The organism is Pseudomonas sp. P5_A12, assembly GCF_056400685.1.
The window spans coordinates 1-16,197 of record NZ_JBFUKU010000026.1 but is presented as its reverse complement, the minus strand read 5'-3'; the positions used below and the strand labels follow the sequence as shown (position 1 = coordinate 16,197).

The 16,197-nt window shown below is 56.8% G+C and carries 11 protein-coding genes; 3 read left to right on the top strand and 8 right to left on the bottom strand.

Annotation, left to right across the window (positions count from 1 at the left end):
- Positions 1 to 30 precede the first annotated feature (30 nt).
- Complete coding sequence (locus AC1DSG_RS06200; protein ID WP_477790079.1) at positions 31 to 1,083, bottom strand: AraC family transcriptional regulator; 1,053 nt, start codon at positions 1,081 to 1,083, stop codon at positions 31 to 33.
- 130 nt (positions 1,084 to 1,213) lie between these two features.
- Between AC1DSG_RS06200 and AC1DSG_RS06195 the strand changes: the two genes are divergently transcribed.
- Positions 1,214 to 2,542: an MFS transporter gene (locus AC1DSG_RS06195; RefSeq protein ID WP_477790078.1), complete on the top strand. Its 1,329-nt coding sequence runs from the start codon at positions 1,214 to 1,216 to the stop codon at positions 2,540 to 2,542.
- 118 nt (positions 2,543 to 2,660) lie between these two features.
- Positions 2,661 to 3,671 (top strand): YeiH family protein, encoded by a 1,011-nt coding sequence (locus AC1DSG_RS06190; RefSeq protein WP_477790077.1) that lies wholly within the window; start codon positions 2,661 to 2,663, stop codon positions 3,669 to 3,671.
- 153 nt (positions 3,672 to 3,824) lie between these two features.
- Here the strand turns inward: AC1DSG_RS06190 and AC1DSG_RS06185 are convergent, their stop codons facing one another.
- On the bottom strand, positions 3,825 to 4,838 hold the full coding sequence (locus AC1DSG_RS06185) for an AraC family transcriptional regulator (RefSeq protein WP_477790076.1): 1,014 nt from the start codon (positions 4,836 to 4,838) through the stop codon (positions 3,825 to 3,827).
- A gap of 360 nt (positions 4,839 to 5,198) precedes the next feature.
- Between AC1DSG_RS06185 and AC1DSG_RS06180 the strand changes: the two genes are divergently transcribed.
- Positions 5,199 to 6,260, top strand: a complete 1,062-nt coding sequence (locus tag AC1DSG_RS06180) for an alpha/beta fold hydrolase (protein WP_477790075.1) — start codon at positions 5,199 to 5,201, stop codon at positions 6,258 to 6,260.
- A gap of 97 nt (positions 6,261 to 6,357) precedes the next feature.
- On the opposite strand, the gene AC1DSG_RS06175 is transcribed toward AC1DSG_RS06180, so the two are convergent.
- The 6 genes from AC1DSG_RS06175 to AC1DSG_RS06150 form a co-directional block, all read right to left on the bottom strand.
- Positions 6,358 to 8,007: a 3-(methylthio)propionyl-CoA ligase gene (locus AC1DSG_RS06175; protein WP_477790074.1), complete on the bottom strand. Its 1,650-nt coding sequence runs from the start codon at positions 8,005 to 8,007 to the stop codon at positions 6,358 to 6,360.
- A 183-nt stretch (positions 8,008 to 8,190) separates the two neighbouring features.
- Entirely contained in the window at positions 8,191 to 8,670 is a 480-nt protein-coding gene (locus tag AC1DSG_RS06170) for a 2,4'-dihydroxyacetophenone dioxygenase family protein (protein ID WP_218482565.1), read from the bottom strand.
- Positions 8,671 to 8,776: 106 nt separating this feature from the next.
- Positions 8,777 to 9,649: a TauD/TfdA dioxygenase family protein gene (locus AC1DSG_RS06165; protein WP_477790102.1), complete on the bottom strand. Its 873-nt coding sequence runs from the start codon at positions 9,647 to 9,649 to the stop codon at positions 8,777 to 8,779.
- An 818-nt stretch (positions 9,650 to 10,467) separates the two neighbouring features.
- A complete protein-coding gene (locus AC1DSG_RS06160; protein WP_477790073.1) occupies positions 10,468 to 12,297 on the bottom strand; it encodes an AIPR family protein in 1,830 nt (609 codons plus the stop codon).
- 135 nt (positions 12,298 to 12,432) lie between these two features.
- Positions 12,433 to 13,032 (bottom strand): hypothetical protein, encoded by a 600-nt coding sequence (locus AC1DSG_RS06155; protein WP_477790072.1) that lies wholly within the window; start codon positions 13,030 to 13,032, stop codon positions 12,433 to 12,435.
- 1,109 nt (positions 13,033 to 14,141) lie between these two features.
- On the bottom strand, positions 14,142 to 16,197 hold a 2,056-nt coding region (locus AC1DSG_RS06150; protein ID WP_477790071.1), incomplete at its 5' end, for a phage/plasmid primase, P4 family.

Below are 16,197 nucleotides of genomic sequence, written 5' to 3'. Positions count from 1 at the left end.
TCGGACGCGTGCGTCCCCCCGTTCAATTACTCAGGAGAGTGACCCGGGTGTCGCCTTGCTTTCCCGGTAGCATGTGACCCAACTCGAGGGTGTCATGCCAAACTGGCCGCGAAACCAGCGGGAAAAATCACCAGCAGAGGAAAAACCGAGCAGTTCGGCGACCTCATATAACCGGCGCTTGCTGTTGGCCAAGTATTCTTCGGCGAGCTCGGCACGTACGGCATTGATAATCGTGGTGACACTCTGCTCCTCGGCCGCCAGGTGCCGGTTCAGCGTGCGTCGATGCACGCCGAGGTGCTGGGCAACGCCATCGACGGAACACAGCCCGCCTGGCAACAGCATCTTGACCATCTGGCGCACCCGCTGCGCCGGCTCGTCGCGCAGGTTGGCCAACTGTAGGTCCAGGGATCGCTTCACTTCGCGATGCAGTGTCGGGTCTGCTGCAGGGATGGCCGCGTCGAGATCGCGGGCGCGGCAAACGATGGCATTGAACTCCTGGGAAAACTCGATCGCGGGTCCCAGCACGCGGTGATGGACTTCCAGGCTGGCGGGTCGCTCGTGGGTAAAGCTGACCCTGACTGGCCGGAAAGACTGGCCGCTGAGATTGCTCAACGTGCGCACGATAATCCCAGTCGCCTGTTCGATCGCCTGGCGCCAGACGCCATGTTGGCCCTGCATGTTCACGCCCATATGCAACAGCACCAGGTCCCCGACATCCTCCAGCCGCATCTCCACGCCGGCGTTATGCAGCCGCGCGTAACGAGCGCAGGACAGCAAGGCTGAGCGCAGTGTCGGCTCTTCGCGAATGAGCAGCGCCAGCATGCCGAAGTTGGACAGTTGCCGCGATTGCGCCATCAACAGGCCAAACGCTTCATGGCCAGACAGGCGCGCCGACTCTTCCAGCAGCCATCCGACCGAATCGCTGCTGATCATGATGTTCGGATCGGCCAGGATACTGGCCGACAGTTTGGCCAGGCGCAGCATGCGAAACGGGTCCAGCCCTACGGAGCGGGCCACTTGCTCATAGTGGGTCAGGCTGGCACTTCGGGTCAGGGTGTACATGCTGGTCTGTCCCAATTTCACAAGATTGTGTCCTGCCAAGCTTAGTGCAGGACGCCCCGCCAGAGCTACCTTCAGGTCACTGAAAATAGTGGGGGCAGCGCCGTATCGGCCACCCGCTTGATAACAACAATAAAACCGATGAGGAGGCTGCATGGCCTTTCACCCAATCGCCGCGGACGATGACGACCGTGGCTGCGTCAACGTTGCGCGCAAATATGCCTGGATGGTCTTTGCACTGACCTTCGGCCTGTTGATTTCCGATTACATGTCGCGCCAAGTGCTCAACGCGGTGTTCCCGCTGCTCAAGAGCGAGTGGGCACTGAGTGACGGTCAGCTCGGCCTGCTCAGTGGCATCGTCGCCCTGATGGTCGGCCTGCTGACATTCCCACTGTCGTTGATGGCCGACCGCTTCGGCCGAGTAAAGAGCCTGGCGCTGATGGCTCTATTGTGGAGCCTGGCCACACTGGGTTGCGCCCTGGCGCAGGACTACCAGCAGATGTTTATTGCACGCTTCATGGTCGGCGTCGGCGAAGCCGCTTACGGCAGCGTGGGCATCGCGGTAGTGATTTCGGTGTTCCCTAAACACATGCGCGCCACCCTGGCCAGCGCGTTCATGGCCGGCGGTTTGTTCGGCGCTGTGCTGGGCATGGCCTTGGGCGGCGCCATTGCGGCGAAACTGGGCTGGCGCTGGTCGTTCGCCGGCATGGCGCTGTTCGGCCTGTGCCTGGCGGTGCTGTACCCGCTCATCGTCAAGGAAGCGCGCATTGCTCCGCAGCGTGCTGCGCAGGCGTTGAACAAGATGGCGCAGGTCAAGCGTCCATTGTGCACCCTGTGGTCCAGCCGATCGGTGGTGGCGACCTATGTCGGCAGTGGTTTGCAGTTGTTCGTGGGCGGTACGGTCATGGTGTGGATTCCCAGCTACCTCAACCGCTACTACGACATGCCGACCGACAAGGCCGGCGGCATGGCGGCGCTCATCGTGCTGTGCAGCGGTGTGGGGATGATTTTGTGCGGCATGCTCAGTGATCGCCTGTGCCGCAATTCGCCGGAACGCAAGGTCAGCCTGGCCATCGCGTTCTGCCTGGGCAGCTGCCTGTTGTTGTCGGTGTCGTTCGCGTTGCAGGCGGGCCCTGTGCAGTTGCTGTTGATCTGCCTGGGCATGCTGATTGCCACCGGTACCACCGGCCCCGCCGGAGCGATGGTGGCCAACCTGACCCATTACTCGGTGCACGGCACCGCGTTCGCCACGCTGACCCTGGCCAACAATCTGTTGGGCCTAGCCCCGGGGCCGTTTCTTACCGGGCGGGTGTCCGATCTGATCGGGCTGCACGCCGCGTTTCAACTCGTGCCCCTGGTCAGCCTCGCGGCAGCGGCGGTGTTCTTTTATGCCAAGTGTCACTACCACAAAGATATTGCCCGTTTAACGGGTGACAGCGTTGCGGCCCCCATCCATGGCGCCGCGTTAGAGGTGAAGTTGTGAGTCGTCGTTTACGTATTGATGTGTTTTTCGATTGCCCCTGCTACCCGGTCGGCAAACGTCAGCAAGAGCAATCTGCACAACCTTCTCAAGGGTCGGGCCAGGGCGAGGAGTCCACGTCATGAGCGCCATTGCTTTGACCCGGGTCCAGAGCCGCGCACGCGAATTGGCACCGGGTTTTATCGTCAGCCTGATCGTAGCGGCCGCCGCTTCGTTTTTGTCTGAGCACTATGGTGCGCCGGTCATGCTGTTCGCCTTGTTGCTGGGAATGGCCCTGAACTTTCTTGCGGACGAAGGTCCGTGCAAGGCCGGTGTCGAGTTCACTTCGCGGACGGTACTGCGCATAGGCGTGGCGCTGCTGGGGATGCGCATCACTCTGGAGCAAATGGCCGCGCTGGGCTGGAAGCCGATGGCGCTGGTGGTGATCCTGGTAGTGGTGACCATAGGCGTCTCGGTGATCGCCGCCAGGTTGCTCGGCTTTTCCCGCTTGTTCGGCATGCTCACCGGTGGCGCCACCGCCATCTGTGGTGCATCGGCAGCGTTGGCGCTGGCCGCGGCCTTGCCTAACCATCAGCAGAAAGAGCGCGCGACCCTGTTCACGGTGATCGGCGTGTCGGCATTGTCGACTCTGGCGATGATCGTCTATCCGATGATCGCCAACTGGCTCTCGCTGTCGCCGCAGATCGCCGGGGTGTTCCTCGGTGCGACTATCCACGATGTCGCCCAGGTCGTCGGCGCCGGCTACGGCATGTCCACCGAGACCGGCGATACCGCCACTGTGGTCAAGTTGATGCGGGTCGCCATGCTGCTGCCGGTGATCGTCACCGCCGCCATGATTACCCGCATGCAGGGCGCCGATCCGACCGGCAAGCGCCCACCGCTGCTGCCATGGTTCGCCGTCGGCTTCCTGATCCTGGCCTGCATCAACAGCACCGGCTGGATCACGCCGGCCGTGCAAGGCGGGGTCAATGAACTGTCGCGCTGGTGCCTGGTGATTTCCATCAGTGCCCTAGGCATGAAAACCAGGCTCAAGGAACTGGCGGCGGTGGGGATCAAGCCGATCCTGCTGATGGTCGGGGAAACGGTGTTTCTCGTGGTGCTGGTGCTCTTGCTACTGCACTGGGGCTTCTGAACTCACACAAGTTTATGGCAGGGCTTCACTGGGCTGGCTCCTCGTTACAGTGAAGCTCACTACCGGTGTCACAAGCACCGGTTTCCGCGGCGACTGTACCAGCAGTCGCCGTTTTTTTGTGTGCGTTAAAAGGGATTGGGGGACAGCTCCCTGTCAGGGAGCGACCGTTTGTTTCTGCGCGCGACGCCACGCCGCTGGCGGCATGCCGAACTGGTTAATGAACCAGCGGGTGAAGGAGCTGGCCATGGAGAAGCCGAACAGGTCGGCGATGCGGCTCAACGAGTGGTTGGGGTTTTCCAGGTATCGCAGCGCCAGGTCGCGGCGCACCTCGTTGATCAGGTCGTTGAAGGCACAGCCGTCGTCTTGGAGGCGGCGTTGGAAGGTACGCACGTTCATGCCCTGCGACAGCGCGATCTGCTCGATCGTGGCGCGGCCCATGGGCAACAGTAGGTAGATCGCCTTGCGCACATCGAACAGCAACGAGGTGCTTTCATGACCTTGCAGCGAATCGATGTAGTCCTGGGCATAACACGCCATGGCCGGGTCGGCACTGGCGTTAACCATGTCCAGGCTGGCAGCGGAGCAGACGATGCCGTTGAACTCGCTGCCAAACTCGAGATTGCAGCCGAACATACGCCGATGACGTTGCAGGTTGTCGGGTGGCTGGTGCATGAAGTTCACGCTGTAGGGGCGCCACTGCGAGCCGAGCAGTGTCGAGCACAGGCCGAACAGCACGCCAATGACCAGCTCTGAGGCCTGGCGACTGGGCAACAGTGACTCGGTGACCATCTCGGCACGAATGATCACCATCCTGCCGGCTTCTTCAACAAAGATCCCCAGGGAATCATTCATCAGATGGCGGTAGCGCTGCATCACCTGCAAGGCGTCACGCAGGGTGCGTTGCTGGCTGAGCAGCAGGCTTACCACGCCGAAGTCCGAAAGCTGGCGCGACTCGGCCATGCGCAGGCCGAGGGTCTGGCAACCACTGGCGACGGCCGAATCTTCCAGCAGGCGCACGGCGGTATCGATGGGTATCCGGTTTTCCGGGACTCGCAACTGAGCCCTGCTCAGGCCGACGACAGTCATGACGTCGTACGGGTTGAATCCCAGGTCCTGGGTGACTTCCAGGTATTTGGTCAAAACGGCGGCGCGAACAAGCATGGGCATGTGTAGGAGACCTCCCTCGGCCGATGGCRGCGTTGCTTTTTTCATCGAAGGTGTATTGCGCGGGAAGGCGACGCTGGTGAAGCACTGATAGCGCCAGCGATCTTCAACCCTGACCTGGCGTAACCCAGAGCAGGTCGCGCGGTCCCATTTTAGGGAGCACGGGCGAGGCGCCATGGGCATGGTGGGATAATTTCTTAGCATATTGGGACACGACGGACGGGCCGGAGATGGCGGCGGCAGACGCCGCGCTACAGGGGCTTGTCCTGTCCCAATTTCACAAGATTGTGTCCCGGCAAGCTCAGTGCAGGGCACCCTCGCGGGCTACCTTCAGGCCCACAATTGATAAGATGGAGGTAGATAATGGATACGCACGCTGCAATGCGTATCGGTCAGCCGCTCGCCGCAATGGCGCAGGTGGATGCCGACGATCCCGATGCATTCAACCACTGCTTTGCCGACGTCAACGGCATCCGCATGCACTACATCGACGAGGGCCAGGGGCCGCTCGTCATCCTGCTGCACGGCTTCCCCTACCTCTGGTACATGTGGCGGCGCCAGATCGTGGCATTGGCCCAGGCCGGCTATCGGGTTGTCGTGCCCGATCAAAGAGGGTTCGGGCAATCGGACCGCCCCGACACTATCGAAGCCTATGACATGAGCCAATCCGTCGGCGACATGGTCGGCTTGATGGCGGCCCTGGGCGAAACCTCTGCGGTGATCATCGGCCACGACCTGGGCGCCTGGGTGGCCCAGGCGGCGGCTATGTTGCGCCCGGATCTGTTTAGAGGCCTGGTGATGCTCAACACTCCGGTACCGCCGCGGGGCAAGGTCAAGCCAACCGTGGGCCTGCAGGCCATGGCCAAAGGCCGGGTCTACCACCACCTGTATTTCCAGCAGCTCGACAAGCCGGATCGCGAGCTGGCCGCGGATCCGCGCAAGACCCTGAGCAGCGTCTTCTACTCGATCTCCGGCAGCGCCGTGGGTGCCGAACGCTGGCGCCTGTTTGTCGAAGCCGGCGAGCCAATCCTCAACGCCTTTACCGAGCCTAAAGGCGCGTTCCCGTCCTGGCTGAGCCCGCGTTCGCTCGACTACTACGTCGCCGAGTACACGCGCACCGGATTTACCGGTGCCCTCAACTACTACCGCTGCCGCGACCGCAATTGGGAAATCACCGCGTTTCTCGACGGCGCCAAGGTCAGCCAGCCGAGCCTGTTCATCGGTGGTGCGGCCGACCCGTCCCTGGAGCCGGTGGAAATCCGCAGCCAATACGAGCAGATGGACGCCTACCTGCCCGCGCTGCGCAAAAAGGTGCTGCTGCCCGGTGTCGGCCATAGCGCTGCAGAGGAAAGTCCGGCTGAGGTCAACGAGTTGCTGCTGAAGTTTCTCGAGCAGTTGATGGTCTCTGAGCCAGCGGCACGCTAACCCCCTTCATAACGTCAAAACAAAAGGCAGGGCGAACGTAGGTATCTACCGTAACGTCCGCCCTGCCTTTGCACAGGGCTTGATTTTCCCCTTAGAACTAGCTGGCCGCCTTGACCAGCAGATGATCGCCGAACTGCTCGCGCAGGCGGTTCTTCAATACCTTGCCCGTAGCACCCAGTGGAATCGTGTCGACGAAGACCACATCATCCGGCGTCCACCACTTGGCAATCTTGCCGTCATAAAAGGCCAGCAGATCTTCCCGGCTCAGGGCTGCCTGCGCCTTTCTGACCACGATCAACAAAGGCCGCTCATCCCACTTCAGGTGTTTCGCAGCGATGCAGGCCGCCTGGGCGACCGAGGGATGGCTCAGGGCAATGTTCTCAAGGTCAATGGAGCCGATCCACTCGCCGCCCGACTTGATCACATCCTTGCTGCGATCAGTTATCTGCATGAAGCCATCGCCATCGATGGTCGCCACATCGCCGGTGGGGAACCAGGTCTGGCCGGCGTGCTCGATCAGTGGCGAACCGTCGCCTTCATTTCTGAAATAGTCGCGCACCACCCAGGGGCCACGCACCATCAGGTCACCCGAGGTGGCGCCGTCCCAAGGCAGTTCCACGCCATCCGCGCCGACGATCTTCATGTCGACACCAAACACTGCCCTGCCCTGTTTGGACTGCACGGCGTTGCGCTCTGCCGGGGACATATCAAGGTGCCTGGCCTTGAGGGTGCCAATGGTGCCGATCGGGCTCAACTCGGTCATGCCCCACACGTGCAACACCGCCACGCCGTAGGTCTGCTGAAACTTGTGCAGCATGGCCGAGGGACAGGCTGCGCCGCCAATGATGGTGCGTTGCATGCTGGAAAAAGACTCGCCGGTTTGTTCCAGATGCCCCAGCAGCCCTTGCCAGACCGTGGGTACGCCAGCAGAGAGCGTCACCTGCTCCGCTTCGAGCAGCTCGAACAGCGATTTGCCGTCCAGCGCAGGTCCAGGAAATACCAGCTTGGCCCCGACCATGCACGCGATGTACGGCAGCCCCCAGGCGTTGACATGGAACATCGGCACCACCGGCAGGATGACGTCCCGCGCCGAGCAATTCAGAGCATCCGGCAGCGCGGCGGCATAGGTGTGCAGCAGCGAGGAGCGATGACTGTAAAGCACGCCTTTAGGGTTACCCGTGGTGCCTGAGGTGTAGCAGAGCGTACAGGCCGCATCCTCGTCGAGCTCCGGCCAGGCGTAGTCGCTGGCGCCCTGTTGCAGCAGGTCTTCATAGCACAGCAGGTTATCGATACCGGCGTCGGTCGGCATGTGGGCGCGATCGGTCATGGCGATGAACGCCTTGACCCCGGAGCAGCGGCCAGCGATGAGTTTGATCAGCGGCAGGAAGGTCAGGTCGAAAAAGAGGTACTGATCTTCGGCATGATTGGCGATGTAGGCCACTTGGTCTTCATGCAGGCGCGGGTTGATGGTGTGCACGATGGCACCCATGCCGCCAATGCCGTAGTACAACTCCAGGTGACGGTAGCCGTTCCACGCCAGCGTACCGATGCGGTCGGCCGGCTGCACGCCCAGGCCCGTCAGGGCGCTGGCCAGCTGGCGCGCGCGACGGTGGCAGTCACGGAAGGTGTAGCGATGGATATCGCCCTCCACCCTGCGCGATACGATCTGCGTATCGCCATGATGGCGGTCGGCGTGTTCTATCAGTGAGGAAATCAACAGCTGCTTGTGCATCATCAAGCCATGCATGGCATCGCTCCGTTCAAAAGTCTGTGATCGGGGAGCGGACAGGCAGCCAGGGCTCTCTGTCGGATTCCACGTCAAGACCGCGAACCGGGACAGCCTGTTTTCCTCCCCTGGATGTTGGTGATCAGGTAACCGTCCCGGCGGCCCCGTGAATCGGGGCGTGCCGGGAGCGTTGCTGGAACCGGATCAGTTGAATGCCGTGAGATCTTTCGGCTGGATGTCATGCAGCTCGCAGTAGGCGAGATAACGCTTGAGCCCGGACTTCCAGTTTTCCAGCGCGACGATGTTGTCGTTGTCATCGACAAACGCAAGGTCGCCATTGACCTGGACCAGGGTCAGCACATAGCCGTCGCCATTGCCGGTGCTGACGACTTCCGGGGTGTGAGTCGACCCGGCCGTCTCGTAGACGATGCTGCCCGGGCCGGCGACCCAGTCGTGCTCCTTGTACTTCCACTGGCCTTCGAAGGTGTAGACCATCACCGTGCCCGTGTGGTGGTGCTTGGGCAGCTGCATGTCGATCGGCGCCTTCATCATGACGATCCATTCGCCACGAATCGGGTCGAGCTTGAAGTATTTGAGCAGCACGTTGTCCGCATACGGGGTAAACGGAATCCAGGGCAGGGATTCGCCATCGATGACGGCGGTGTCGACGTGTTCGTAGAGCATAGGTATCTCCGTTGATTGTTGTTTTGATCGGGAATTTTTCGGCGGCCGGGATCGTCCGACCATCACGGATGGTCGGGTGCCCGGGCTGTCTGTCTGGCAGTCAGGGTCAGGTCAGCGGGGTTCCCGCCAAGGTTGCGCGCAGCATCTTCCGTGGCGCGTTGCCGTAGTCAGCCACGGCGTAGTGCTGGACTTGCAGGTTGTCCCACATGGCAACGGTGTTGGCTCGCCACTTCAGGCGAACCTGGTATTCCGGGATGGCGGCCTGGGAGATCAGGTAGTTCATCAGGTGATGAGCCTCGGGCATAAAGTCCTGGCCGTAGCGGATGTCCTCGAAGTTGAAGAAGTTCGAGAAATGGGTGGTGAATGCGGAATTGACGAACAGCACCTTCTCGCCTGTCTCGGGATGCACAAGCACCACCGGATGCTCGGCGCCGGGGGTCTTCAGGGCCATCGCGTGACGTTCTTCGCGTGGCAACTGGGCGCCAAAGGTCTGCTCGGCACCGTGCTTGGCATACAAGCCATCGATTCGTTGCTTGATGCTTTCGGGCAGCTTTTCGTAGGCCATCACCATGTTGGAAAACAGCGTATCGCCGCCGGTCTCCGGACCCAGTTCGCAGCGCAATACCGCGCCGCGGGGCGGCGCCTGCTTGTAGGTGACATCGGCATGCCAGAGGTTTTCGCGACTAGCCTTTTCCACATAGCTCTTGGGCTTGCTCGGATCGAGATTGCGGTACAGCATCAGCAGCTTGTCCGCCTCCGGATGGCTCGGCGCCAGGGGATGGGCTTCCAGTTCACTGAATTGCGCGGCGAAGTGCTGTTGCTCCATTGGAGTGATGTCCTGGTCGCGAAAGAACAACACTTTGTGCTTGAGCCACAGGGCCCTGATTTCCGCGATCAGTTCGGGGTCCTGGGCAGCGTCGACAAGGTTGACGTTGCTGAGCTCTGCGCCGATGGCGGGTGTGCAAAGCTCTATCTTGATCGAATGCTGTCGCACCGACGACCGGATGATGGCCGGTGCCGAGGGCGATGCTGGAGAAGGGGTGTTTGGGATGTCGGCGATTTTTGTCATTGTTGTCTCCAATCCGTGCTTGTACGGCGATGCGCAAGATGTGCATCCGGTATAGGTAACAGGCCCCCGCTGATGGCAGAGGGTACTGGTCCTATAGTAGGTATCTCTGGCACGAGGCTATGAGCACGGCGGGACAGTTTCTTAGCATATTGGGACGACGAGCGGGACCATGGACTAAGCTAATGAATCTTCTCGCTTCGCGCAGTTTTGCCTGCTGGGCCGGAACTATTAGAGACGGAGGAATGCCTATCGCCAGGAGCATCGTGGCCGTCGAAAATCCTGATCAGGAGCACTAAAAAGCGCGTGAGCGGCCCGGGCCTCGCTTTTATCCAATAAGCTCTAGAGGCTGCCTTGTTCTGCCTGTTGTAACAGGCTAAATCCAAAAGTGATCGTTCAAACTGGCCGCGGAACCACTTCGAGATCTGGTGTTTTCACCAAAGGTCTGAGGTTTCAATAAAATCGAATGTCAGCTTCTGGCCGTTCTCTGCCGATCATCGTCACAAATCGTTCTGTTCAAATCTGATGCAATCGGGGGCCAGAATGGCTTCCACCCGCTCCGGACAATAGATCTACTTCTGCGGCTGCTGCGATAGTTGAATACCCGACTGTCTGCCCATACGCACGTCCCAAGGCCAACGCCTAGTTCAACAGATATTGCTAGTATTGTTTTAAAAGCACAGGAATGAGTAGCCCCCCTGTCATTATTTACAAGGGGGCTTGCTTGAAAGTTACGCGCTTCCGACAGTTCGATTCAAGTGTTCAGAAATGGTTGGCTTTAAAAATTCTCGGTCAAAGGGGCGATATTTGAATACGGAACCATATTCTTTGCCCGTTGCCGTTGAGTATTTTTCGATTGCTTCAAATATTATGCCGCGAGATTTCTCGTAGCAGGTCTTGATCCAACCGTCATTCTCCAGAAGTTTAAATGCGCTTTCTTTTCTTTTTACGAATTCATTCTTTCGTGTTGGTGCGCCAATGTCTAATGTCGATACTTGCACACTCTTTTCGTTATCTTTTCCATAAGTGGATGCTGATAGCAGAAGGCTACTCATTACGTGAAGAAAAAGAAGGCCGCCTTTAGAAACGATGCTCTTATGTTCTTCGTTATATGTGTTTGTTCTTAAGTCTGAGTTTTTCAGTGACCAGGCTTTTTGATACAGCAGGACGGAAAATTTATATATGTCGAAGTCTGCCGAATCGCAGAATAGTGCACCGTATTTCGCTTCTGAGGAGAAAAGTCCGCCAGTATCGTTGAGAGAAATTACGGCTTCTTTATTGGCGACAGTATTAATAATTTGGGCCATTTTAAGAAGCCCTATTACTTTGTTTCCCGTGTGGCCTTGACGCTTGTAATAATTTTCTCTTCGCTCGTAATATATTCCTGACTTTCCAAGGTGTTTTTCAATGTTTCTTTGTATGTTGTCGTTTGCCTTTAAGCTGGCAGTTTTAACAGGATTTTGTGAATTGGTTGCGCTAATAATATCTGTTTGAACTTCTAAGTCGTTTGTGTTGACGATCTTTACAAAAACTTTCAGGTTCTTTGGAAGTTCACCAGCTTCCTCATATGCGGCGTGAAGGCAGTGAATGGTTTGGCACCCATTAACGATTTGCGGATTCGTTACAGAATATTGGTTGCTTCCCAACGGTGCCACAGCGTCACCAATTATCGTCAGTCCGTTATTCATTGCCCAAAAAATGTCAGACTTTATTTTACTTCCAGCTGTTTCTATTATGGATGAGTTTATTGACGTGTCTTCACCCAAAAAGAATCTAACATTACCCTCTGTTAAATGGCTTTTGAATTTCCCCTTTTCATCTAATAAGCATTTGACTAGTTCGTTTCCAGTGACAAAGCCTGAGTATCCGCTGGTTTTTACATCACGCTCTTTAATCTCTAGTGGTTGAGATATGAAATTTACTTCGATTAGCTCGTCGATGGACTCGGTTAAGTTTAGTAGCTCTTGAGCGCCTAAGTAGTTGACTTCAAATGGAATATTTAAAGAGTTGTTTATTAGCTGATGTTCGAGGTGTTTTATTTTTTGAGGGATGTTTAAGTCGGTCGCGATGGTTATATAGAATACTTCGCAGCTAAACTTTGCTCTAGCAAGACCGCAGGCTCTATAGATTTTTCGAATAAGGTCTGCTTTTTCTATGAAATCTGAGTTGGCACCTATTTTTGTAAGATTTTTCAAATCTATCTCTAGGTCGAAGATCTCTTCAATGCCTTCTTTAGTCTTGCGAAATCCATCACTTGAAAAGCCGGTTTCTTTCTTCGCCTGGAAGAATTTTACTTTCACGTGGCTTTCTTTGTTTATTGGGTGTGATTCATCTAATATAAGAGAACCGTTGCAAAATAAGTAGCAATGATCAATTCCTTCATCACCACCTTCACCCATAATTCCGTCTACAAGATCATCCAACTCAATTCCATTAAGGTGTTTTAAATTCGCGAAGGAAGCTACCGCTATTTCAAATTGGTTTTTGTTAACTGTTTGTAGTTCTGGATTATCACTAAAAAGTTTATTTATCTGGTCGTCCAATAAGATTCTTAGGCTCATAAATATCCCTTTAGTCGAGTGAAAAATTGATTGATGGCAATTCGATGTCTCGCAATCTTACCTGCAGGAACCCACAATGGAAAGTGGACGAACTGTTAGGCGGCTAGCGCCTAGAAGCATTAGGCCTCATTGGGCTCAAGTTTCGCTCGTTGAACTTGGCTTTAGGATGCACTCGCCCGGGCCGACTGATCCAGGGAACTGTAAGCCGATGCTGCTGATGGAGTTAATAACCGCACAGACGAGGCCGGCCACATGAGCGCGGACCTGCTGAAGGTAGGCGACATCGATGCTCGTGGCGAAGATCCTCTGCTTTCGATCAACAAACAACGGCAGAGACTTACCATTGGCATCCGGTACCTGCCAAGCGCCATGGCATAGCACGTTGCGCAACTGGGCAACTTGTCGCAAGTCCTCTACCATTTGCTCAAGATTGCTGACGGGCCGTTCATGGTAGTTGCGCAGGGCATTGTCGTACCCATTAATGAGCCCTCCGAGAGGATCTGACAGCGCCCGTTCAAGCTGGCCTAGCCAATTGCTATAAGCTGGCACGAGCTCGTCCTGGGTATACCTGCGCGTTGCGGTCAGGGCGAAAATGGCCCGTCCCAATACCTGCTCCAGAAAGCCGTAAGTTGCAACAGTGCGACCCAGTTGCTCCCAGAACTCGCCCGAATGCCGGTGGGTGGGATAGTCGGTTGGCATTTGCCCTTGGTCGACCCGGTAATATTCCTTGCTCACTAGTTACCTCTCCAAGCCCACGGCCAAAACGTTCCAGAGTAGAAGCGGCTAACGGGGTTTGGCGCACTCTAGCCTCAAAGCGGGCGGTCGTGAAAGGCAGCAATTGGCCGTTTTTCTGTCCGTCGTGACCGAATCAATAACCCATACCGGCCAGTCATAGCAGGCAGATATTGAACTAGCGAACAGCTAAGGGAGTATGTCCCGTTGATTTGAAATCGCAGCCGGTGCTGTCCAGCTACGAAGCCGAGGCAGGTAAGCGAACGGCTGATCGATTCATTGATTGAGGATCAGGCATGGTGGTCACTCATTTTACGCGATGAACTTGGCGAAAGTCGGGCCTCGAATTACCCGTGCAATCATTTTGCACGGAAGAACCTATACCGGGGTTGTAGCCCACTATTGACGTGCTGCTAAATTAGAGCGGTGCGGGGGCATCGAGTGGTTCGGATGGCTGGCGGCGGATGGTGGCGGCGCCCATTCCGGGTGACTGTGGATCAGTCGGGCGGCGCAGCCTGGAGGCATTTCACACTGCTCGGCCAAGTTGTGGTGATCTATGAAGTCTCGTTTCAGCATGCCAGCAGATGAGCGTCGGCGGTCAACCAAGCTTGCCCCGCTACAGCCAAGGGCTGCCTGCACGCGGGTCAGTGCATTCAGGGCGAGAGACCTGCCTTTGCCGGCGCGTAAACATTTCGTCGAGGGCGAGCGACAGGTGTCAGCGCGAGACCTGGGTCGCTGCCTCGATTTACCACACTTCGTTTTTAGAGTGTGGGTTATATAGGTTTTTAGAGGGTCGTATGGGGGATTAAAAAATAAGTTCTACCACGTTTCTACACTTTCCTGGGTATTGTTACCCTATATGTAGATTTTTTATTATGCCCATTAGCAGTAATTATATTTAATTCACATGTATTAAGTTGTTTAATACGGAAAAAGTGTGGTGGGTGTGGTGTAAAGCCTGCAGGCCACAAAACACGTGGCTTCCAGCCAACCCCACTTTTTTAAAAAAGCGTGGTAAAAGCGTGGTAAGAGCAAAAAGTGTGGTTCTCGCAGGCGGTTCATAAAAAAGCCCGACGCAAAAGGCCGGGCTCTGAATCACCTGCACGAATATGTTAGTCGTCCTTATGGGCGTAATCGGATCCGTTATCCGGCTGCTCGCGTCGGTCGGGTGCGGTGCCGGGGCTTTTGAGGCGTATCCCTTTAAGACCTCTAACACCATCCACCCAAGCGTTCTCGCAACCCATTCGGATCAGCGCTTGTGTGAAGGCTGTTTGTTTTTTGGGGGGCTCACCCACCTCCGCGCAATTTCTCACATAACTGGCATACAGCTTCTTTTTGGTCTCCAAAAAAGGGGTTGCCCCAGATATCGGCCCAAGCTCGGAATATTCGCCTGCCCATTCAGCAATGACGTCCTGTTCGTCAAAATATTCCGCTGTCGCGTCGGCCACTACTTGCGGGATCAAGAACCCGTTAGCTTTCAGGTCAAACCATCCATCAAGCATCCAGCGCAGAATCTCTGAACCTTCATCGCGCAGTTTCCTTTCCAGTCCTTCATCGGGCGTGGCCGGCGTGTACAGAAACGGAATGATGTAGATCCGGCGCCGTATCGCCGCGTCGACGTTGGAGAGATTTGGTTTGTTATTACTGATGAACGCCAGCTTGAATTGCGGGAAGTAGGTGAAGTTTTGGCCGTACAGGAATCGAGCGGTCATCAGTTCCCCCCCAGTTACCCGTTTCACCCGGTCTTCGTCCCACTTCTGCCCTTCACCCGTCTCGCTCGTGGTCGCCAGACGGGAACCCTTTAACATGGCCAGATCAGTTGTGTGCTTTTGGTATTGGGTGGCGATGAACGTTCCCGGTGCCGCAACTGTCGCGTAGTCCCCAAGAATCCATTGCAGGATATTGAGGAACACTGACTTGCCGTTGCCACCTGGACCGTAAATGAAAAAGAACTTGTGTTTGTCGGTCATCCCGGTCAGGCAGTAGCCGCAGAACTGTTGCAGATAACGAATTAGTTCGGGGTCGTTGTTGGTGACTTCCCGCAGAAATTTCAGAAATAGCCTAGGGACTGAACCTTTAGGGGCAGGACTGATGGCGGTAGATTTGGTGATGTAATCCTCGCTTCGTGGGGCGTAGGTCTCGCCAGTGTCCATATCCACCGTGGAGTCAGGCGTACCTAGTAGCAGCGGGTTGCTGTCCCATATGTCGGCGGTGACGGAAAAGTTTTCCAGCGTGCGGGCGATCTGCTCCACGTCACAATAAGTTTTGCGGTTCATGAAGGGCGGTCTGTTGAGGGCGTAGGTGTCGCAGACCATTTTCGACTGAAGCAGGACGTGCCCTTTTTGATCCTTGTACCAATGGCCATCACGGTATTCGAACCATGTTTTGTTGGTATTGCAGTAGCGCAGAACCTCAAACCACCTCCACTCAAACCACGCGGCCAAATACTTCTGGTTCATGTTGACCGCCGAGATAAACGCCGGTTTGCTAGGCGCCGCACCCTTGACGGTAAAGGGCGGATAGTCCGTCGGTGGCGATTTTTTTTTGCCCGACTTGCGCTGCCTAGGCGACGTAATATCGGCCAGCGCTGGCGGCATGTAGTCGTCCGTAACGTCGACTAATCGGGTATGGATCTGCCCCTCATCCTCGGGCGGCAGGTCATCCATCCAGGACGGTGGCTCGTCCTCCGACACAGAGGCTATCTGCACGTCAGCAGTTGGGTCGTCCGGGGCGGCGCTGTTCTCATCCATGTACGTAATGACGTCCTGCGTGCTCCAGCCATTGGCCAGCGCGTCCGCCAAGTCGAAGCCGTCACACCAGTCACTGCCGGGTTCTGGGACCTTCACCAGATGTACGGTGCAGCCCAGCCCCCGCAAGATATCGGCGATTTTGGCCATGGCCTTGGCGCCCGGTTGCTCGTAGTACGGAAGATACTCGCCTGCACGGGGGTCGAAATCTTTGTAACGCTGCGAGTCGCAGTCAGGCCACAACCACACCTCCTTGCTTGCTAGCGGGGTCCAGTCGGTCTGCTTGACGGCACCGCAGCCCCCGGCCCATGTCATGCACAGCAGGTCCGGAACCAGTGTGCGGGCCGCATCACAGGCTTTCTCGCCTTCGACCACCAATACCCGGTCGGCACTCTCCAGCAGATGCAGTCGGTACAAGGGG